This is a genomic window from Flavitalea antarctica, from assembly GCF_054461535.1.
Genome location: NZ_JBTLQG010000031.1, coordinates 48,115 through 70,605 on the forward strand (window position 1 = coordinate 48,115; position 22,491 = coordinate 70,605).

Genomic DNA, 22,491 nt, shown 5'->3' on the forward strand with positions numbered 1-22,491 from the left:
TCCGGAATAACTACTTTGCCCCAACCAGGTAATCTTTATGATCCACTTGTTTTAAATTAATGTTGTTACTAAAAAACTTTAGAACAGCAATCAATATACTGATACCTCCTAACAGGTATACAACGGACAAAGACGACAATCCATTTGACAATCCAAGGGTTGGCTTGAGGTATCCCAATAAAAAAGGAGCGATAGCAGCAACAATAAAAGCAAACATGGCGGACAAGCCTGCAGCCGTAGCCCGGTAAGCCGGCTGAATTACTTCAAATAAAGTGGTATAAATATTTGCATCGTAAACACCCCGAAAGAAACCAAAGCCTCCGAGAAAGATATAAGTAGCAATAGTACTATCAGCCTGGCCCATTAAATAAATAAAGGGAGCACCCAGCAGAAGACCAAAGGCCTGGACAAAAAAACGATTATTCGGCCGTTTTAATGCAACGCGATCCGACAGCCATCCGCCAAATACTACACCCGCAAATGCAAAAATGTGATGATAGAACATTGAAGAAAACCCAGCGTTCGTTAATGAAAGACCGAACTTTTCATGAAGGAAAGTGGGCATCCAGGTGAGATAACTGACATTTACAAATACCATACACGCAAATGCGACGATCAATAGTAAGGCGGTTGGATTTTTTGCAATCGCCAGGAATGCTTTTTTGATAAACCCTTTTTGTTCTTCCGCTGTGAGGTTCGAGATCGCCTTTGTTGTTTTCTGCAAACGAAACGCCAACAGCAATGATAAGATAATACCTACGCCTCCAAAAAGATAAAAAGTAGTCTTCCAACCGTAGTGCTCACCTATATAACCTCCCAACCATCCACTTAAAATAACTCCAAAATATAAAGAAGTTTGATGGATAGACATAGCCATTGCTCTTGTCTTTTGATGATATTGTCCAATTAAAGAGTTGGCAGCCGGTGCATAAAAAGCTTCTCCACCACCCACTGCAATACTTCTGAATAATATAAGCGCCAGCAATGAATTGCTTGTGCCGGTAAGTGCCGTGGCAATGCTCCAAAACAAAAGACTGAACACGATGATCTTCTTTCTGCTGAAAAGATCTCCCACAAAACCAGCGATAGGAATGAAAACGCCCACTGTCAACACAAACAAAGAAGCAACCATTCCCAATTGCGCATCTGTTAACCCCAGTGAAGTTTTGATAGAGGGCAAAACCACATTGAAAATCTGGCGATCAGCCTGGTTAAAAAAGAAAGCCAGCCAAAGCCAGATTAATAATTCCCATTTATAGAAGTTGTTTTTGTTCATTATTATCTCATATTGATACCACCGTTTATATCTAAACATGCGCCCGTAACATAATCACCACCCTCACCACATAAATAAGCCACCCCTAATCCAATACTCCTTGGCTTTCCAAGCCCCAAAGGGACGGTAGCACTCAATTTCTCCACCCCTTCCGCACCATGCGTTTTAAGCAATAGTTCAGTTTCTATCACGCCAGGCGCTACCGCGTTCACATTAATGCCAAGCGGAGCACCTGTTCTGGCCAGCGTTTTTGTTACTCCCAACATACCGCTCTTGGTAGCCGCATAATGCACATGTCCGAATAATGCACCTCTTTCGCCAACAACAGAACTAATATTGATAATGCGTCCATATTTTTGGATAGCCATTATTTCCATTGCACATTTTGAGCATAAAAAACAACTTGTAAGGTTCATATCAATTATATACTGCCAATCATCAAGCGAACTTTCAAAAATATCCTTTGCCTGCGAAGTGCCTGCGTTGTTAACCAAAATATCCAATTGATCAAATTCCTTTTTAATAGCCTGAAACATAGCATCGACTTCTTTGCCCTTGCTTACATCTGCTTCCACCAGTAACACCCGCCTACCTAAGTTTTTTATCTCCCTGGCAACTTCTTCGCCCTCATTATTCATCTTTTTATCATTAACAATTATATCTGCCCCCTGCTCTGCTAATACAAGGGCGATTCCTTTTCCGAGGCCCCTTGCAGCACCAGTTACCAATGCAACTTTTCCTTTTAACGGTAAATTCATTTTATTTAGTTTTAGTATAAACAAGAAGCCGGATCGAATTGGCTTCCATTAAGTTGGTAGATTTTACTTTTTCTTTAGCCGGCTCTGCGCTGAGTATACACCTATAGCCAGGCACCGAGATCTTAAACGGCTGTTCTTTATTTTCATTTTTGTTCCATATCACAATTCCCAGCCTGTCTTTATTAACGAAGCCCTTAGCTACGATATCCTTTCCTGTAACAATAAACCCTTCTTCATCAACAAATTTCCCCATTCGAAAGAATTCAGCGTATCTATTTTCAAAAGCGACTAGTTCATGAACATAGCGGGTTGCTACTTCCTGTGGAGTGGAATTTATAGTTTTATAATCCGGAGGATAATAAGCTTCGTCTGAATAACTATGCTGATCGGGCAGTTTTCCTTTCAATATGTAATCGACATCTGCTTCCCATCTTATTTCAATTTCATGTCGTAAGCCAAAAACCGCTGCGTAATTTGCCTGTGTTCTTGGTAACATCGGGGAGGAATGCCTTTGCGTTTTTACCAATTCCGGAAATGTATACCGGAAAAGCTCCGGGCAGGCATCAGGCGCCATAAAAGAACCTTCACCCCAACCGTGGTAATAATCAATATCAGTAAATACTCCATCATTTACCCCCTCAGTCATAACCACAAAATCCTGATTGATATTTTTAAGTTGAGTACGAATCTGTTTCAGCATCATATAACGATAAAAAGTACCGGCCTCCTGTGGTAATTTATGATCCTGAATTTTAGAAAAATTAAGTGTTGCGCCCTTTACTCCCACCTGGTCATACAAAATACCATCGGCACCAAGTTCATTCGCCTGCAGCGCGAGGTCTAACATTGTCTTTCGCCAGAGAGAAGAACTGTATGAAGCTTCAACAAATACAACCGGCGTGGAACTATTGTACTTACGTATACTGCTTGTATATGCTTCTTTATCTTCCTTGAGTGCTAATGTGCTATTGCCATTATAGCGGTAGTATTCAGTAGATGCATCAATGATTGTTCCATTTGCATACAGGATGATTTTGAATCCTCGTTTATGTGCCCGCTGAATGGCATCCCGCAAACCATCTCTTCCCCCCATTAAATCATCAGGAATATAATTTGGGTACAGGTAGTCATGACCACCGTTTGCCCAACCAAAGAGTCCTATTGTTTTCAGGTTCAGCTTGTCAGCAATATCACAAAGCTTGTCGAGATCGGAATATTTCCACATGACATAGCCGTTCTGTTGCTTGAGTATGGCCAACACCCAACCTGCATCCAACTTAACCCATCCAGGTAAATCCGGAATTTTGAAACTCTTGTCATACCACGCCCTGTACCTCTTAGCCGCTTCATACCACTTTCCTTCATAACAGGTAACAACAACCGGCGGCAGTTCAAAGCTCTGAGTGTAAATTGGAAATGTAAGCAAAGAATGATATAATCGGCGGACTGTATCGAAGGAAATTTCAAATCGTTTTTTCCCGCGGGAAGTATCATAACTGGCCAGGTAGAAGCCTGTGGTACCATTATTAATAGTAAGCCATTGCATACTACCTTTGCCACTCGGATAATCAAAACTTCGCTTGCCTGCCCCGAATGCTTCAAACGATTGTCCTAAACCATTTGGAATATATAGCTTGAAATCTTGCTGCATCGGGCCAGCATTGTCGAGGATCGGATACGAAAAATCTCTCAATTGCCACTCCTCTGTGCCGCTCTGCAAATTGCCACTAAATGAAAAATGGTCCTTTTCAGCTGATATACTTAGGACGATGTTAATTGGAAGTTTTCTTTTATCAATTGAAAGGTTGTGATAACTGATCAAAATTTTACCGGCTGTTTTTTTAACTTCAAATTCTTTAGTTGGTGCAACCTGGTAAATTTTGGGAGTTACATCACTGCCTTCTGTCATATTTCTTAGAGACAAAGACCAGAGAGTTCTGATATCGCCGTTAATAATTTGCCCGGTATTATCTGATTTAATTGAAATAACACCATCTGGATTGACAGAAAGTTTTGCATTCGCGGTTTCCAATGAATACCGTGTCTGGGCTGTTGTGTTTGCTGAGATAAAACAAGCAGTCCACAGTATCAATAAACTAAACAAATATTCAGGAACGATTAATTTCATTTTTTATAATTTTTCCAGTACAATTACAGCCAGCCCATTCTTTTTTATACTGACCTCTATAAAACCTTTACCAGGATTAACCAAAACACCACCGACAAAACCAGATTCACGGTAATAATATCCTGCCGGTATTTTCAATTTTGTTGTTGCTGACGAAAGGAAGCTTTGTGTGAGAACAACAGCCGCTTTGTTTTTATTTTCAAAACGCCTTGCCTCTATTTGTTTGTTGTCTGTTTCCAACCCCTCGGTATCAGTATAGCGTCCCAGCAAAAGCAATTCGGCAAACCGCTCCTTCAGCTTATTGATTTTTGTAAGATATTGCTGGTAATGTGGTGTTTCGTCAATTAATCCCCGGCACCGGTAAATTTCAACATCATTACGCAAGCCTTTAAGAACTGTGTGATTTACCCTTCTTTCAATGTCAAAATCGTCACGTATATCTCTGTCCGACAAAATAATCTCCGGGAAAGTAAAACGGAACCAGTCGATGAAATTGGTCCTTCGGGGTTGCTCGCCTCTCTGCTCCCAATCTGGGTTCAAAACTTCCGTAGCGCCATAACGCGCATGGATATAATCTACATTTTGTGCCGTAACATCCGTGAGCAGCTCAATTCCTAACGCGATATTTTTGTCTCTTTCATTAATGTACTGATGTAACTGCTTTAGTGCATTTGCTTTGTCTTTTATAGTGGAGAGGTAAGGCACAGGGAATTCTTTTGACAGGTCCCAGTCTGCCGGCTCACCCCAACCCATTTGGTCATAAAATACACTTTTTGCACCATAGGCAATGGCCTGGTCTGCCATCTCTTTTAGCCTATTTAACCAGGTAACTTCCCGAAAATCAGCAATAGCAAAGGTCCGGGAATTATAGGTGCCGGTAAATGTACCCGGCCCTTTAAAACGGTAAGAGTCGTTTATCTCAGCTCCTGTGTTGTCTCGCAGACAAATTTGTTTGCCTTCACCTTTATAGTACTCAGATGTTTTATCCATCAACCGGCCGCTATAGTACAATAAGACTGCACCACCATCTTTTTGAAAATCCGCAATCTGCTTTTTAAATTCTTTCTCACCACCTTGTAACGAATCCGGAATATAATTGGGATAATCATTATCATGACCACCAAGATGCCAGCCGTGTATCAGTACGGTTTTTAAACCGACACTCTCTCCTACTGATTTTACCCTTTTACTCAAAGTACTGTAAGGAAAAAGCACTTCACCATACTGGTGCTTCATAATGATGCGCTGCCATCCTTTCATTTGTTTAACCCACGCCGGTTCATCATTATGATGCCACCAGGTATCAGACCATTCCCTATATATTTTAGAGGTACGATGCCAATCGCCGGAATAAGGACTGATAACATTAGCATTACATGACCAGGTCTCGCCATATAAGCAACCGGGATATTTATAAAAGCCAGCTTCCAATTCATCAAACACAGATCCTTTGCCTGGATAAAGCCTAAGGCCGTGTCCGGTATCCTGGAAGGTAGTGTCATGACTGCCAAAATATAAACCTTCATTTTGCCCTACGAAAGCAAAACAATTAGCAGATAAGCCGCCTCCAGCCCAACCGGTTGGATAACGCTGATCCATTTGGAGGAACTTTTGCGATGGTGGGTAGTAAGGGGGATATGTTGCATTGTAAGCAGCAATCTGCTTTTTCGGATTCTGATAAATCTGCCCACCCCAATAAGTCGTTAACAGTTGCTGATCTTTGGATAGCTGGCAATTTCCTATCAGTGGATATTGCAGTTCTCTGATAATAGTATGCGGTTGTTTATTTACGATTGAGGAGGAAAAACGAACCAAATGATCTTCTAGTGTAATCTCCAAATTAAGGGTGAATGAAATGGCCGTTCCATTATAGCTTAATTGTTGATAGGTTATTGAAATTGTATCATTTTGTTGCTCAATATCTGGTTCACTATCACCGGCCTGGATTTCCTTGTCTTTTTGTCTTGAATCATCATAGTACATTCTCCAAAGTTGTTTGCCCGATGCATAGTTTTTACCTGTTTGTAAATTTCTTAATGCTGTAAGGTTTGCCTTGTCGTCAATAATTATTTCTATCTGATCGTTTTTTAATTCATAAGTCTTTTGTGCGCCTGATTGCAAAAAGGAAATATGACAAAAAACAAGTAACAAGTATATTTTTAACTTCATAACCGTGCACAGATTTTCAGGTCGATGATGCTTACCCGCGGTAGCTTTGGTTCTGTTTCTATGATTCTATGACTTCCATGAGACCAGGTTGGTAATAATGGAGATTTTATCATATCATCACCACTATTACCAATTAGTTTAGAAATAACAACCAGGAAGACACTCAATAACCAGGGTTTTGATCGGAACTGCTGATGGCCTCGTTGGCATCAATTTCGCTTTGCGGTATCGGGAAAAGATTACCCCTGGGTGCAGGCTTTCCAACCTCTTTAATTTTGGCCGGAAAAATTCCGGTTCTCATCAGATCATATAAACGCTTACCCTCCATGGTAAATTCAAAGCCGCGTTGCTCTATGATTTTGTCCGTAAAGGCCTGCAGACTTAAGCCACTGACATCTTTCGCTGATGTTGCGGTAACGGGCAGTGCATAGGCCCGGCGGATGGTTTGATTTAAGGCTTCATATGCCTCAGGTGTCGGACTTCCTTTTGCCTGCGCTTCAGCTTCAGCAAAGATGAAAAGAACATCGGCATACCGGAGCAGCGGAGGGTTTATCTTGCAACTGTTTTGGTTTGGTTCGGTAGGATCCCTCCACTTGCCATAAGATGGAAAATTAGGATCTGCTGTTATTAAATTTCCATTTCTTCCTACAACAGAACTATAGACCGAATAGTTTCTTCTGTCTTCTGTGACATCCCATTTTGTCCAGATATCAGACTTTGGATCTACTGACCACACTAATGCACCGTTTGCAGCATAAGGGCTATTCGAACCGCCGATGTTGGCAAAAGATGAAAGGTTGCTTCCGCGTGTGCTACCGTCAAACTGTACTGCAAAAATAATCTCGCTGTTATTCTTGTTGGTTACGCTGAACACATCGCCGAATTTTGCCTGCAAACTATACCGGCCGCTGCTCATCACTTCTTTTGCTTTGTCGGAAGCCAGCTGCCATTTTTTTTGGGTTAGATAAACCCAGGCCAGTAGTGTCCTGGCAGCACCAGCCGTGGCACGACCAGTTTCTGCACCAGACCGGGTCGCCGGCAGTTCCACTTCTGCTTCCTTGAGGTCCTTTTCGATTTGCGCATAGATGGCGTCCACCGGGGTTTTTGGTAATGAGGCCGAGTCCGCACCTTGCACAACAGTAAGCGCGAGCGGAGCTGCTCCAAACATCCTGACGATGGTAAAGTAGTCAAATGCCCGCAGGAACTTCGCTTCTCCCAAAACCCCTTTTTTTGCAGCATCCGGCATGTTGATACCAGGCACATTAGCAATAACGCCATTAGCCCTGGCAATCTGCTGGTACATAGCATTCCACAGGTCTGTAACAAAGGGATGATTTGATGGTAGATCCCAGCGGTCAAGCTGTTGGTGAGTATCGTTTCTATTGATAGTTGTAAAATCTGCTGGCTGCTCCAGAACTACCCAATAATTTGAATTCATAAGCGGATAAAAACTTGCATAAACGCCTTTTATACCGGCTTCAGCATCGGCAGCCGTTTTCCAAAAGTTGGGTACAGCCACAAATGAATACACTTCTTCTTCCAAATCCTTGGTGCAACCCGAAAAAAGCAGCCCTGAAAACAGGCATACCACCGTAAATATTTTTTTTGCTGTTCTCGTAGTGTTCATAAAACTTAATTTATTTGAATGTGACGTTAAAGCCTACAGTAAATGTTTTTGCCGAAGGATAAGAAAATCGATCAACACCCTTCACCAGGGAAGAAGAACTGGTGCTGGCAACTTCCGGGTCATAGCCATGGTAATCGGTGATGGTGAAAAGATTCTGAGCACTTACATAGAACCTGGCAGCATCAAGCCAACCCACCTTCATTTTAGCAACCGGCAGGTTATACCCTAATACAATATTGCGTAGCCGCAAATAATCAGCATCCTGCACAAAGCGCTCGGAGATCAGGTTTTGGATGGCGCTTGTCCTCGGGTATTTAGCGTTAGGATTGGGGTTGGCAGCCGTCCAGCGTTCTGTCACCTCCTTCAACTGCTGCGATGGACGAACAAATGAATTAGCAAGGAGAAAGTCATTGCTGTTGAAAACCTGTACCCCTGACACTCCCTGCAAAAAAACGGTAAGGTAAAAATCCTTTACAGTTAAATTGGAGCTAAAGCCATAGATAAAGTCCGGAAAAGGACTGCCTAAAATTGTGCGGTCACTTCCATCAATTTTTCCGTCTTTGTTCAGGTCCACGTATTTAATATCGCCTGTAGCCGTCAGCCCATCCTCCTTATACCCATAAAAAGCGGAAAGCACCTCTCCTTCTTTTATGATATTAACCGGAGCGTCGATGGCTGATGGCAGATTGGGGGCAAAAAACTCATTGCTGCTTACTGCCAGGTCCAGCACCTTGGTGTTATTTTTTGAAAAATTGGCATTAACAGACCAGTTGAGATCTTTTTTATCCACTATTGTCGAATTGACGGACACTTCGAATCCTTTGTTTTCAATGCTTCCAGAATTAATCAGGATGCTCGAGAATCCGGAAGAGCCGGCAATGGGTAAGTTGGCCAGCAAGTCGTCTGTCCGCTTGTGATAATATTCCAATACCAAGCTTAGTTTGTTTTGAAATAAACCCAGATCCAAACCCAGGTCAAATTGCTTATTGACTTCCCACTTAAGATCCGGGTTTGCCAGTGAAACTGGTACGTAGGCTATATTTGCCACAAGAGGGTTACCAAAAACAGTCGTCACAGAGCCCATCCTTGATATGGAGTTGTACAAGCCGATTTCCTGGTTGCCTGTCCAGCCATAACTGGCTCTCAATTTCAAATCACTGATGAAGGAAATATCCTCCATGAATTTTTCTTTTGATACCCGCCAGGCAACCGCACCAGAAGGAAAATATCCCCACTTGTTGTTGGGCCCAAACCGGGAAGATCCGTCTGCCCGGCCCGTGAGGGTAACAATGTATTTATCGTCTAAGATGTAATTGAACCGGCCAAGGTAAGAGAGCAGGGCCCACTCGTTTTTTTGCGAGACATTGGGGTTAGTGACTGCGGCTGCTCCCAGGTTATCAGTTCCAAAATCAAACTGGAAGCCGGTACCACTTTGCTGGAAAAAACGGCTAACATTCTTCTGCCAGGTATAGCCGGCCGTAGCATTGATGCGGTGACGGCTTTTAAAACTGTGACTATAATTGAAGATATTTTCAATCAGGTAGTTGTTGTCATAGGTATTGCTCACGGATGCAACAGGAAACGGGAAGTTGTAGTTACCTGGTTTTACAATCACATCGTTCAATTGGTTTTGATAATCTAAACCAACCCGGAGGCCATAGGTCAGGTCTTTAAAGATGGTGTACTCCGCTAAAACATTTCCTAAGAAGCGGTTCACTGTCACCACATCCGAATTTTTTAAAGCGCCTTCCACAGGATTTTCCATACCATTTGGCAGAGGACGCAGATCGGCATAGCTGCCATCAGCGTTATAGGGGTTAAAAGTAGGCAATGCACCTATTGCCAGGCCCAGCCAATAGATACTCGTTCTTTTGGTCTCCGAGCGATTAGCAGAAAGACTGGTGGAAATTTTCAGCCTCTCCCCGATCCGATTGTCAAAATTGCCCCGGACAGCATAGCGCTTAAAGCCAGTGTTCACCAGGACACCTTCCTGGTTAAAATAATTACCACTTATATTGTAAAGGCTTGCCGGTGTTCCCCCGCTAAATGACAAATTGTAATTCTGTATTGGCGCGTCCTGCATCAGCAAGTCCTGCCAATCAGTATTTGTTTTAACTGAGGTCGCTGAGTCCGGATAAAAAAGTGTTGCCGCCCCCGTATTTCTCGACTTTTCATTTGCAATGGCGATGATCTCCTGGGAGTTCATCAGATCTAATTTTTTGAGCGGTGTCTGATGGCCATAATAAGACTCGAGGGTCATCTTTCCCTTGTCCGAAGCCCTTCCTCTTTTTGTGGTAATAATCACCACTCCGTTAGCACCCCTTGCTCCGTAAATGGCAGTTGCTGAAGCATCCTTCAACACCTCCATGGAAACAATATCGTTCGGATTGATGGCGGCCAGCGCGTTGGAAGGTTGTGTGCCGGTATTAAAATCATTGTTATTTTGTAAGGTCGAATTGTAAAGAGGCACACCGTCAATAACATAAAGTGGCTCATTGCCCCCCAGCACCGTGTTGGCCCCGCGAACTCTTACCTGGGGCGCACCACCAGGCGCTGAATTACCCTGCACCACCTGAACCCCCGAGACGCGCCCCTGCAATCCCTGCTCGAACGACGCAATGGGCGCAGACTTTATCTCTTCCCCGGAAATTGTAGCTACGGACCCCGATAAATCTTTTCTACGAGCCGTACCATAACCAACCACCACCACATCGTCCAATCTTGAATCGTTCTTCTGCAGACTAATCATAAGATTCGCAGTCGAATCTATCTTCACCTCTGACTGCTGGAAATCTACAAAGGATACAATCAAGGACTGCCCCACACCGGCGGCAATGGTGAACTGGCCATTTTTATCAGATATTGTACTGATAGAGGTTCCCTTCACCTGGATAGTAGCGCCAGACAAAGGTGTGTTGTCCTGTCGTGAGGTAACTGTTCCGCTTACTTTCTGTTGTGCAAAAACAGGCAGATTAAATACACAGCAAAAGACGAATCCAAGGAAAGCAAAGTGCAATCTTTTTTTCATGACAAGCAATTTAGTTTTGGGTAAATTTTGAATCGAAGAACAATTTTAGAGGGAAAATCCGGACAAAAAAAAAAATAAAGTTGCGTAACCGATTGCGGTATCGGTTGCATAGAAAAAATAGTTTTCCACATGATTTCAAATTGGGGGTTTTGTCCGAAAAGCATGGCTCATTACCGACTGAACCGAGGGAAAACAATGGCTTCGCAAAACCATCCAGTGTTGTGGCGCTCATGCTCAATGAACTTTGCATGGTCTTTCAAAATGAAAAAAAGGCTATTTTCGCAATCTATGAGCGCAACCAGTTGCGGAGAATTGATACCCGTTACATAAAAATGCTAAAATGAAGAAGTCCATCTCATCTAAAAAAGATATTACTACGATCTATGACATTGCGAAGACGCTTAATGTGTCTGGTTCAACGGTATCAAGAGCATTGAGGGACCATCCCGATATCAGTGCTGAGATGATCGACAAAATAAAAAAGACAGCTAAAAAGCTTAATTACAAGCCTAACATGATAGCTCAAAGCCTGAAAGAACGCAGGACCAAAATTATTGCTGTCATCCTTCCTGAAGTATTGAACCCATTTTATATGTCAGTTTTAAATGGCATTGAAGAATTGTCTTTTCGCAAAGGGTATCATGTGATTGTGGCAAAGACTAATGAAAGTTATCAACGGGAAGTGATGCAGGTTCAGTCCCTTGCAGGACAGGTAGATGGTTTACTGGTATGCGTGTCACAGGAAACAAAAAACTACGAGCATTTTAAGGCCGCAAAGCAACAGAATATCCCCTTGGTCTTCTTCGAAAGGGCGCCTGAAAAACTTGGCGGGAACAGTGTTATAATGAATGACGAATCTATAGCTATTACCATCACGGAGCATCTATTAAAATCGGGGTATAAAAGAATTGGGCTTTTGACGGGTGGCGATCATTTAAACGTTGTGCGTAATCAAATCCGTGGCTATACCGAGCAATTAAAAAAACATAATATTGAGATTGATGAAAATCTGATAGTAAAAACAGGAATGAGCTTTCAACAGGGCCGGATTGGATTTCAAAAAATGATGCGTCTGAAACAGCCTCCTGATGCCATATTTGCTGCAGGCGAACAAATTACTTTGGCAGTTTACTCGGAGTGTAAGAAAATGGGATTAAAAATACCCACAGACATTGGCCTTGTGGGCTTTAGCTCTGATCCATTGCTTTCACTTTTAACACCCTCCGTGACAAGCGTGGGACAGAAAGGATTTGAAATGGGTAGTATGGCTGCGCAGCTATGCATTAACGAAATAGAGGGAGAAGGTACTGGCAAGAAAAAACGCACTGAAATACTTTCAAACGATTTAATAATAAGGCAATCTTCGATAAAATCCCATCCAACGGAAGTACCGGGTTCTTATAGCAATTATTCCCTGGACAAAACGGCTGACGAACCGCTGGTATACATTTATTAAGCGTTGATTGAAGGGCATGTACTGCCATCCTATTGTACCAGGTACTGCTTCATTATTTACTTTCATTCAATCAGCAAATTCCTGAAACCTGATAGCATCCGGCGGCTAATACAACTAAGCAGGCTCTTACATTTTTTTGTAAACTTTCTTTTATGAAACATGCTCAAAGTATTCACGTTTTATTTTGCTTAGCCCAGGATCAGTTGGATTTCCGTTACCGGGGAAAGCTTTACCAGCGTCATTTGCCATCTGTCTTTTCCAGAGATAAATCATATCTGGATGATTGCCCAGGTCATGTGCGACCTGTTTAGATCTCTATTTCCCTGGCAGGCGGATGGCTTCTTCCTTAAATTCTCTGTTGTAACTCCTTCTTTAAGACATCATACTAAATTAAGATTCTTTACACGTTAACTTTATGTCCGGAATTCAAAGGCAATGTCAGTCTGGAATTGACAAAGCGTTGGTTCGATTTCTGTTACCAAATTGTAAGCTTCTTAACTTAGTGGCTTTATTTTAGGAAACAGAAATGCATATTTCGCTTAATCCTTTACGATGCACCAGGAATTGCTGACATTAATAACACGAAAAATAACGCTCTCCGCTGAGGAGGTAGAATTGTGTAAACAGAAATTTGAACCCGTGCTCTTTCCAAGGAATTGCATTGTAGAGCCGGAAGGCAAGGTTCCTAAATATCTTTATTTTGTAGTGTCGGGTTTCATGCGGCAGTTTCATTATAACGATTTGGGAGATGAAGTAACTACCCATATCAACTGCCCGCCCGGCTTTCTTACGTCCTACACTAATTTCGTTAACGGTACTAAGTCGGAGGAGAATGTAGAGTGTGTGACCGATTGCAGCCTGCTGCGCATCACAAAGTCAGATTTGGATACCCTTACCTTAAATAGCCCTTCGTTCAAAGATTTTAGCATCTGGGTGTTTCAGCAGTCTATTGCGTACAACGAAGGCCGCTCAAAAGATTTGGCGACGCTCACTGCCGAACAGCGGTATCTGAAATTATTGGATATATACCCGGCAATCCTGCACAATGTGCCGCTTCAATACATTGCCTCTTTCCTGGGTATGAATGCTAAAAGCTTAAGCAGGATCAGGAGAGGAATCATTAAGTAACATTTGCGAAGCGGTAATAAATGCCGGGTTTGGAGCTTTGTGTCATCAACAAAATCAAAAGTTATGACACAGAAAAAGCTCGTACTCGTATCCGGCGCTAATGGTCACCTGGGCAACAACCTTGTTCGCTTTTTAATCGATAAAGGCATCCCCGTTCGGGCGACCGTCCGCAACATCAGAAACAAAGAACCCTTTGCAGGACTTAACTGCGAAGTAGTTCAGGCAGACAATACCGATAAGGCCTCTTTTGTGAAAGCCATGGAAGGCGTAGACACCTTTTATGCCGTGGGTGCCGTATTTAAGCTTTGGGCAAAAGATCCGCAAAAGGAAATCTACGAACCCAATATGCAAGGTACCCGCAATGTGATAGAAGCCGCTGCCAAAGCAGGTGTGCGCCGAATCGTGTACGTTAGTTCCATTGCTGCGTTGAACATGAACCATACACCAACAAAGGAGAGTCTGGGCAACAACCCCGACCGCCGCGATGTATATTACAACTCAAAGAACGATGGGGAGCTTCTCGCTTTTCAGTTAGCGAAAAAGCTGGGTATAGAATTAGTGGCGGTGTTGCCGTCGGCGATGATTGGCGGAACGGCGTTTGCACCATTGAGCACTTCCTACAACATCCTAAAGCTCGTTGTAAGCAAGAAAGTGCCGGTGGACACAAAGATTGAGATAAACTGGGTGGATGTGAAAGACGTGGCAGAAGGCTGTTACCTCGCTTCCATCAACGGCCGCCCTGGAGAGCGGTATATCCTATCCAATGAAAAATCCATCACCTTAACAGAGGTCACTAAAATGGCTGCCGAGGCTTACCCTCATCTGGGGCTAAAAATACCGGCATCCCTGCCAAAGCCGCTTTTGTACGGCATTGCCGGCGCCATGCAGCTTGGCGCAAAGCTCACCGGTAAGCCGCCCGTACTAACGGTGAAAGACATTGCCATGTTCTCCGGCTTGAAGCAAAATTTTGACATCACGAAGGCCAGAACGGAACTTGGGTTCAAACCTAAAGCGCCTGAAACAGTAGTCCGGGAAGCATTGGATTACCTGCTGCAAAACAAAGCGCTGATGGCGGTATAGGCTGCTAACCTTTGCTTATTCACCGACGGATTATTCCTTAAATTTTATCGTATGCAAACCTTATAAAATTGCCATCGCGAATTATATGGGATTTTTTACCTTTCTGTTTGGTATTACCCAAAACGTGGTAACGGGTTTCATCAGGCATTTGCTTGTTATTATCAACACTATAGTTCTTTGCTATCATTCCGAACTGAATGCTTTTGATACACAAGTGGTCGGAAACAGATTACTTTCGTTCGAGGAAAATCAATGGATAAGTTCTTGGAACGACACAAGGGTTTGCGATAAAGTATTCATATTTGTAAATAAGAATTTATTGCAGGGTACCGATAAAAAATTTTCAACTCCTATCGCTGTTATTGTAAAGTCGCGCGCTCGATCACTTCCGATTAAATGGAAATCCTAATTTTCTAATCCAAAATATTCTTTTCGGTTACTTTTTATGCAGTGAGAACTGTCCAGCATGATATATTGAAGAGTATCAATTATTAACACACTCAACTTAGCCGGGCCGTTGCTGCTATCTCTTATTAACTCTTTTGCCCATAATTTATAAATATCCTGGAGATAACACCATTGAAGGTAGGCATAGTGGTATTCACCCGATAATGGATAGCCGCTCGCTGTATTTCGTATATACCAGATAAATTCATTTCGCCAGGATTAAAAAAAGAAAGGAACGGCATCAGACAAAAAAACAATGTTATATTTAGATGATATGACAGCATACTCAATTCTTTTTTTCTCGGTGTAGATTCCCCAACAAGCGTTGTAGTAGTAAAACTAAGCTTGGCCCCAACAAGGGTCGCACTAACGCCCACACAAGCTAATGTTCCTGAGTACGATTTATCCGCCCTACCAGGATTAGCATGCCACTTTCCATCTGTATTTGAATAAGTGTATTGAGCACTGACAATTGCAACACCACCTGAAACTGACCCCCCTTTCCCTGTAAATGAATCTCTTGTAAGTTTTGCCCCGGCACTATTATTTTCATTAAAATCAAAGGAGAAGAGGAAATACAGTTACTTAACGCAAAAAGGGATAACAAGAAATAGTTTTTGATGACCAACCTGGTAGGTTATAAAATGAATCTCACTATAATTTCCCTGATAGTGTTCCTGTAGTTAAATGCATATTCACAGGAATTTGCAAATATTACGTTATCTTAGAATTCTCTGAAGTTCAAGATATAGAATAAGCAAAGGTTACACTACTCTACAAAAAAAAGACAATTTTGAATTAAAGTTTTTCCTTTCATAATCCGGAAGTTTTAAATTGTATTCTTTTCAAATGAGCTTAAACACGCAACACATTGACGGTATAGGGCTTGCTGAAGAAGGTCCATTCAACGAAGTTGCCTTTGAAGTTTATTTTAAAAAAAACTACGGTAAACTTTGCGTTTACTGCAAATGTAAATTTGATTTTGATATAGAGTCCGCCGAAGATATAGTGAATACGAGTTTTTTAAAACTTTGGGAATCTCGCAAAACACTTAGGGCAGACGTATCTATAACATCGTATTTATATACAATAGTAGATAATACAAGTCTTAATGCCTTAAAACATGAAAAGGTTGAGCAACGGTATACACGGGAACTCCTAAAAACAACTTTCGGAGCTGTTGAACCAGGCAGCTTCAATAGTATCGACTTGAAGGAGCTAAGATCCGACATAAACATTGCCATATCGGAATTGCCTGAACAGATGCGAAGAATATTTATGCTAAGCAGATTTGAAGGCTTAAAATACGCTGAAATAGCAAAGCTGTTAAACATTTCCATTAAAACGGTAGAAACACAAATAAGTAGGGCACTAACCAAATTAAGGGAAAAATTGATAGGATATTTACCTTTGGGTTTGATAATTTTTGCATCGATTCTTCAGTAAAAGAATTTTTCCTTTGCTTGTAAGGGTAAAATCTCATGTAGTTGTATTAGATATATCCAGGTATGGGAGACAACAGTCAATACAATAAGCTACTTATTAATTACTTGTTAAACGAGGTGAGTGCAGAGCAAAAAGTATTGGTTGAAAACTGGATAAACGGTGACGAGGCAAATAAGCTCTATTTCGAGAAATTAAAAAATACCTGGCAATTAACAGGGGCAACGAAATCTTTGGATTATGTTCTGGATGAAATGAACCTGGATGATAAATGGGTGCAGTTTAAAAAGAACGTAATTTCCAGGGAAAGCTTATCAACGGCTGTATTTGCCGAAGATTGGGTTAGCTACCTGGAAGTAACAAAATCAGATCGTAAACCATCGCTACTCAAAATTTTTGTTGTGGCTGCTTCAGTTCTTTTGATTGTCAGTTTCTCCTGGAACTTTTTCAGCAATGTTAACCCTACACCTGCTATTTCAGATAGCATGGTAACAAATAAAAATAGTGTAACAATTCAAGTAAGGCACGAAGTTAATAACACAGGTAAGGAAAAAAGAATACAATTACAAGACGGTTCGTGGATTTTGCTGGCGCCCAAAAGCGAAGTAACTTATAATGAACCATTTTTTGATCGACGCGACTTTGTACTGATTGGAAAAGCTCATTTCATAGTAGCAAAAGACTCCCTGAAACCGTTCACAGTTTTCACTGGCGATATAGTAACAACAGCAATAGGAACAGAATTTACCGTTACTACTTACAAAAAAGATAACCAGGTTATCGTTCAATTGTTTAAAGGTAAAGTTGTAATTAAGGCTGTTGATATGCGAAACACCAGGCTTAAGAATAATATTTATTTATTACCTGGGCAAACATTGGTGTATAGTACCAGCGGAGTTTCGCACCTGGAATCACTTAAATTAACCACGAATCCTGATCCTGAACAGATTATAAAACGAGAATTGAATCCTGATGATCCTTCAATACCGGAAGATGCTGGTGCTTCTTATTTTATGTTCAACAACCAACCATTAAGTATAGTATTTGACGAATTGGCTGCGTTATACAAAGTGCCAATAATTTACAACAATAAGGACTTTAATAATTTATTCTTTATAGGTAGGTATAATAGCACAGATTCGGTGGAATTAATCCTTAAAAGAATAGCAATACTCAACAATCTCACAGTCACTAAGGAAGATAGTGCTTTTTTAATAAAGAGGTATAAACAATCACCGTAGAAATGTAATCTCCTGGAAAAGATTAATGAGAAGGTATTCTGACTAACGACTTTTTTTACTCATAAAACTCCCCCAGCCATATGATGCGAAATCCACCTAAGCAGGAGGCATTACTTTTAGCAATCCTATTTTCTTTTCTTTTTTTTCAACCACGGGCTGCGCACGCACAGCAGGGCTCCAGCACAATTAAGGGTATTGTATATGGTGCTCTTAGTGAGCCCCTTCTTAATGTCTCAGTTACGATTCGTAACAACAAAACAAATTTTACTTCAGGTACGAAAACGGATTCGAATGGTGTTTTCACTGCTCGTGTACCGGCTGGAGGTCCCTACAGTTTTTCTTTTTCAAGTGTAGGTTATGAATCACAAACCTTATCAGGTTATAATCTGAAAGAAGAAGCAACAGTGTCTGTAGACCTGCAACTAAAAGCTACTGCCGCCTCACTTGACCAGGTTGTGGTTGTAGGTTATGGAACCAGAACCAGGAGAGACCTTACTGGTTCTGTATCAGAAGTTAAGACCGAGCAATTGGAATTGACACCAGTTTATAACATTGGTGAAGCGCTGAAAGGGCAATCAAGTGGTGTTCAGGTAACCAACAACTCAGCTGCACCTGGCTCAAGAATACAAGTAAGGATACGAGGGGGAAACTCTATGATTGGAAGTAATACGCCGCTGTATGTCGTAGATGGCTTTCCTTTAACAGGAGGAATTGATTTCTTAAATCCTTCAGATATCGAATCAATCAACATATTAAAAGACGCATCCGCTACAGCTATATACGGTTCACGTGGTGCCAACGGCGTGGTAATTATTACTTCTAAAAGAGGGAGAGTTGGCCAAAGCGGACAGATTAGTGTCAACAGTTATTATGGCCTGCAGGATGTAGCCAAAAAATACACAATGCTGGATCCAAAACAGTATGCAGTAGTGGCAAATGAATGGCTCAAAAATAGTGGACTCCAACCCTACTTTAACCCCGATACTGTGAGCAATCCAGGAACAGATTGGCAGGATGTAATTTTCCGGGTTGCGCCTGTTCAAAATCATACTGTTACGTTTACTGGCAGCTCTGAAAAAACCAGGTATTCTCTTTCAGGCAATTATTTTCAACAGGACGGTATCATTTTCAACTCAGGAATAAAAAGAGGTTCATTGCGTCTTAACCTTGATCACGACATAAAAACCTGGTTAACTGTTTCTGAAAACATAACCCTTTCAAGGCGGGAGCGGTTTACAGTGCCTGTAGATAATGGTTCAAGGGGCAATACAGTTTTTTCCGGAGCAATGTCTGCCCCCCCCACGTTATCTCCATATGCTCCAAACGGACAGATTATGCGCATAGAACAACAATATCCTTTCGTTGACCCTACTGACATGAGAAACCCGCTTATATATGATAAACCCTATAAGAACCGGACACTAACCAATACGGTGCTCGCCAACACAGCACTCGTTATAAAGTTTATGGAAGGATTATCTTTTAAAACTTTATTAGGCGTTGAGTATGAAACAGGTGCCGGCAATACTTACACACCAATTATTTTTGCAAACGACAGGGGTGCTGCTTCTCAAACACAAGGCTACCTTAATACTTTTTTAAATGAGAATACTCTTTCTTATACAAAGAAATTTGCAGACAAACATAATGTTGATGTGATCGGAGGTTTCACTTACCAAAAGAATACCACCACAAATTCCGGAATATCCGTTTCCGGATTTCCAAATAATATTACTGAGAATTATGACCTCGGTTCTGCAGCAACCGTCAGTCCTCCATCATCTTCAATTTCCGAATGGGTACTTGCATCGTATTTAGGACGGGTGAATTATTCTTTTAACAATAGATATTATCTGACTGCGAGTATCAGGGCTGATGGATCTTCAAGGTTTGGGGATGAAAATAAATGGGGTTTTTTCCCTTCTGCAGCAGTTGCATGGCGAGTTTCTGATGAAGCATTTATGAAGAATGTAAAGTTCATCAGTAACCTTAAGCTACGTGCCAGTTATGGTATAACGGGTAACACTGCCCTTTCACCTTACCAGTCATTGGACAGGCTATCAGGAGCACGATATATTGATGCGGGCCAAACAGAAAACATCGGATTTGTACCTGTAGGTATATCTAATCCTGAATTGAAATGGGAAACAACTTCACAGTTCGACATAGGCTTTGACCTTGGAATTATTCAGGACAGGCTCAGTATTACATTTGATTATTACAAGAAAAATACCTATGACCTTTTGGCCTCGGTTCCATTGCCGCCATCAGTAGGTTTTGGCTCCATTCTTCAGAATATCGGTGAAATACAAAACCAGGGTTTAGAATTTAGTTTAAACGCAGACATACTTTCGGGAGATTTCAAATGGGATGTTTCAGGCCAGATCTCAACCAACAGAAATAAGGTTTTAAAATTGGAAGGCAACCGGGACATTGTGTCAGCTGGATTCCTATCGGGTTTGTCTGGATATAACATAGCCAGGGTGGGACAGCCGCTCGGAATGTTTTATGGTTTCAATGAAGATGGATTGGATGACAAAGGATTTATTAAATATGTTGATATAAACAAGGATGGAGTAATCAATCCTTTAGATCGTGTGATTATAGGAGATCCGAATCCTGATTTTACTTACGGATTCAACTCCAACTTTTCTTATAAGGGTTTTGATCTTACTGTGTTTTTTGAGGGTGTGCATGGAAATGATATCTTTTTCGAAACAGCCTATACTAATCTAAACTCCTTCCAGAGAGGTCAAAATCAATTAGCTGATCTTTTTGGCAATTACTGGACAGCTGCAAATCCTAATCCAAACGCAAAGTATCCTAAAATAAGCGCAGCTACTCAAATGGCAGCTTCTGATCGTTTTCTGGCTAACGGAAGCTATTTAAGGATGAAGACCCTTCAAATAGGCTACAACATACCTGTGAAATCCATTGGAATGTCGGCATTCAGCAGGGCAAGAGTATATGTTCGCGGAAACAATCTAATTACGTTTACAAATTATATAGGTCTGGATCCTGACGTAAATACTACCGGTAACGACTCTCAGCAAATTGGAACCAGATTAGCAGCTGGAACAGACACCAATGGCTATCCCAATGCCAAAATATATTCTGTGGGATTGCAATTGGATTTTTAATTCTTACAATTAGTTAAAATGAGAAAAGTTATTATATTTCTATTTTTTGCATCAGCTTTATCCTCATGCAAAAAGATGTTGAAGGAGGAGCCTAAAAGCTTTATTAGCAAGACAAATTTTTACCAGACAGAATCAGATGCAGTTGCTGCAATAAGGGGAGCATATTCCTCTTTTCAAACTGACTACTACGGCATCACTTATTATCTGTTTATTACACTGCATTCGGATTACGCCAACGGTCGTGGCTCCCAGGCTCCTATTACTCTTTTCGACAGGATACTGGATCAAACAAATATAGACAGGTCAAGAGTTAATTGGTCTACCCTTTACCAGCAAATCAATCAGGCAAACGCAGTGTTGGGGAATGTGCCTTCGATTGAGGCAATTACTCCGGCCGTAAAAACAAGGATTCTGGCAGAAGCGCATTTTTTAAGATCAATGGCTTATTTTAATCTCGTAAGAGGATATGGTGCCGTGCCTATTAAAACGACTGAAAGTGTTGATATAAGTTCAATTGCCGGGGTTCGGGAGCCAGAAAGTAAAGTATACGAATTAATCATTGAAGATGCACTCATTGCTGAGAAGGATCTGCCGGAAACCGTAGGAGCGGAAACCGGTCGGGCATCTAAGTATGCTGCTAAAATGTTACTGGCTCAAATATATTTAACGCTGGAGAAATGGAATGAGGCTGCGACCAAGGCAAATGATGTTATTGCCAGCGGAAGGTATTCTCTGGTTGAGGTAAAAAAGCAGGAAGATTTCTATAAAATATTTGCGACAATTACTAATTCAGAGGATATCATGTCACTGCACCATTCAGATACACGTCAGTCCCAAATTCCCATATATGAACACCGGCCGAGCACACCTCCTTACAACTATAGCAGTGGAGGAAATTTTGCCTGGTTACCTAACCTCAATTCGTTCATAGGAAATAGTTGGAACAATAACGATCTTCGGAAATCATTCAATCTTTATACAAAATATTTAGGACCCAACGGTGACAGTATTGCATTACCTGCAGCTTCACCTATTCTTTTCAAGAAGTTCATTACTGCTCCTAACGGATTTGGAAATTATAGTGTACCGATTTTTAGGTATACAGAAGCTTTCCTCATCCACGCAGAAGCAGCAGCTATGGCTGCAGGTAGTCCCCCTGCCCTGGCATTAGAACGGTTAAACATGATCAAAAGAAGGGCCTATGGTTATAGCCCCGCAAGTGTCTCGCCAGTTGATTATCCTCCCGGAATGAGTAAAGAAGCCTTCCGCGATGCTGTCTTAAATGAGAGAGGGTATGAATTTATTTTGGAGGGAAGACGTTGGTGGGACTTAAAGCGGACTGGCAGAGTGAAGTCGGCTATGGCGGCAGCAGGAAGGACTTTTATAGATGCCAGGCTTCTTTGGCCTATTCCTACAGAAGAAATAAATAATAATCCTGCCCTTAGTCAACAAGATCAAAATCCCGGTTATTAAAACGAAAAAACTTCGCTCCATAGGTTGTTTGTCGAAGCCCATTTTTTGCGCGCCTTACACCTGCAAAAGCTTTTTAAGCCATATCAATTACTTTCTA

General features: G+C 41.6%; 14 protein-coding genes. 8 read left to right on the top strand and 6 right to left on the bottom strand.

Annotated features, from left to right (window positions below; translation table 11 throughout):
- Positions 1-10: 10 nt before the first annotated feature.
- The 6 genes from ACX0G7_RS21315 to ACX0G7_RS21340 form a co-directional block, all read right to left on the bottom strand.
- A complete protein-coding gene (locus ACX0G7_RS21315) occupies positions 11-1,276 on the bottom strand; it encodes an MFS transporter (protein WP_458925545.1) in 1,266 nt (421 codons plus the stop codon).
- A gap of 2 nt (positions 1,277-1,278) precedes the next feature.
- A complete protein-coding gene (locus ACX0G7_RS21320) occupies positions 1,279-2,058 on the bottom strand; it encodes an SDR family NAD(P)-dependent oxidoreductase (RefSeq protein WP_458925546.1) in 780 nt (259 codons plus the stop codon).
- Positions 2,036-4,162, bottom strand: a complete 2,127-nt coding sequence (locus ACX0G7_RS21325; protein ID WP_458925547.1) for a DUF6259 domain-containing protein — start codon at positions 4,160-4,162, stop codon at positions 2,036-2,038. Before ACX0G7_RS21325 ends, ACX0G7_RS21320 begins: the two co-directional genes overlap by 23 nt.
- A gap of 3 nt (positions 4,163-4,165) precedes the next feature.
- Positions 4,166-6,331 carry a DUF6259 domain-containing protein gene (locus ACX0G7_RS21330; RefSeq protein WP_458925548.1) on the bottom strand — a complete coding sequence of 722 codons (2,166 nt, stop codon included), beginning with the start codon at positions 6,329-6,331 and terminating at the stop codon, positions 4,166-4,168.
- 163 nt (positions 6,332-6,494) lie between these two features.
- Positions 6,495-7,958, bottom strand: a complete 1,464-nt coding sequence (locus ACX0G7_RS21335; RefSeq protein WP_458925549.1) for a RagB/SusD family nutrient uptake outer membrane protein — start codon at positions 7,956-7,958, stop codon at positions 6,495-6,497.
- Positions 7,959-7,968: 10 nt separating this feature from the next.
- Positions 7,969-10,986: a SusC/RagA family TonB-linked outer membrane protein gene (locus tag ACX0G7_RS21340; RefSeq protein WP_458925550.1), complete on the bottom strand. Its 3,018-nt coding sequence runs from the start codon at positions 10,984-10,986 to the stop codon at positions 7,969-7,971.
- Positions 10,987-11,135: 149 nt separating this feature from the next.
- On the opposite strand from ACX0G7_RS21340, the gene ACX0G7_RS21345 reads away from it, so the two are divergent.
- From ACX0G7_RS21345 to ACX0G7_RS21380, 8 genes are all read left to right on the top strand, one after another.
- On the top strand, positions 11,136-11,330 hold the full coding sequence (locus tag ACX0G7_RS21345) for a hypothetical protein (RefSeq protein WP_458925551.1): 195 nt from the start codon (positions 11,136-11,138) through the stop codon (positions 11,328-11,330).
- Entirely contained in the window at positions 11,327-12,442 is a 1,116-nt protein-coding gene (locus tag ACX0G7_RS21350; RefSeq protein WP_458925552.1) for a LacI family DNA-binding transcriptional regulator, read from the top strand. The genes ACX0G7_RS21345 and ACX0G7_RS21350 overlap by 4 nt, the downstream gene beginning before the upstream one ends.
- 552 nt (positions 12,443-12,994) lie before the next feature.
- The gene (locus ACX0G7_RS21355; RefSeq protein WP_458925553.1) at positions 12,995-13,570 is read left to right on the top strand and encodes a Crp/Fnr family transcriptional regulator; all 576 of its coding nucleotides are present in this window, start codon (positions 12,995-12,997) and stop codon (positions 13,568-13,570) included.
- Positions 13,571-13,633: 63 nt separating this feature from the next.
- Positions 13,634-14,650 carry an NAD-dependent epimerase/dehydratase family protein gene (locus ACX0G7_RS21360; protein ID WP_458925554.1) on the top strand — a complete coding sequence of 339 codons (1,017 nt, stop codon included), beginning with the start codon at positions 13,634-13,636 and terminating at the stop codon, positions 14,648-14,650.
- A 1,296-nt stretch (positions 14,651-15,946) separates the two neighbouring features.
- Positions 15,947-16,543 carry an RNA polymerase sigma-70 factor gene (locus tag ACX0G7_RS21365; RefSeq protein WP_458925555.1) on the top strand — a complete coding sequence of 199 codons (597 nt, stop codon included), beginning with the start codon at positions 15,947-15,949 and terminating at the stop codon, positions 16,541-16,543.
- 116 nt (positions 16,544-16,659) lie between these two features.
- Positions 16,660-17,781, top strand: a complete 1,122-nt coding sequence (locus ACX0G7_RS21370; RefSeq protein WP_458925556.1) for a FecR family protein — start codon at positions 16,660-16,662, stop codon at positions 17,779-17,781.
- Positions 17,782-17,861: 80 nt separating this feature from the next.
- Complete coding sequence (locus tag ACX0G7_RS21375) at positions 17,862-20,921, top strand: SusC/RagA family TonB-linked outer membrane protein (RefSeq protein ID WP_458925557.1); 3,060 nt, start codon at positions 17,862-17,864, stop codon at positions 20,919-20,921.
- A gap of 18 nt (positions 20,922-20,939) precedes the next feature.
- Complete coding sequence (locus ACX0G7_RS21380) at positions 20,940-22,394, top strand: RagB/SusD family nutrient uptake outer membrane protein (protein WP_458925558.1); 1,455 nt, start codon at positions 20,940-20,942, stop codon at positions 22,392-22,394.
- Positions 22,395-22,491: the final 97 nt, after the last annotated feature.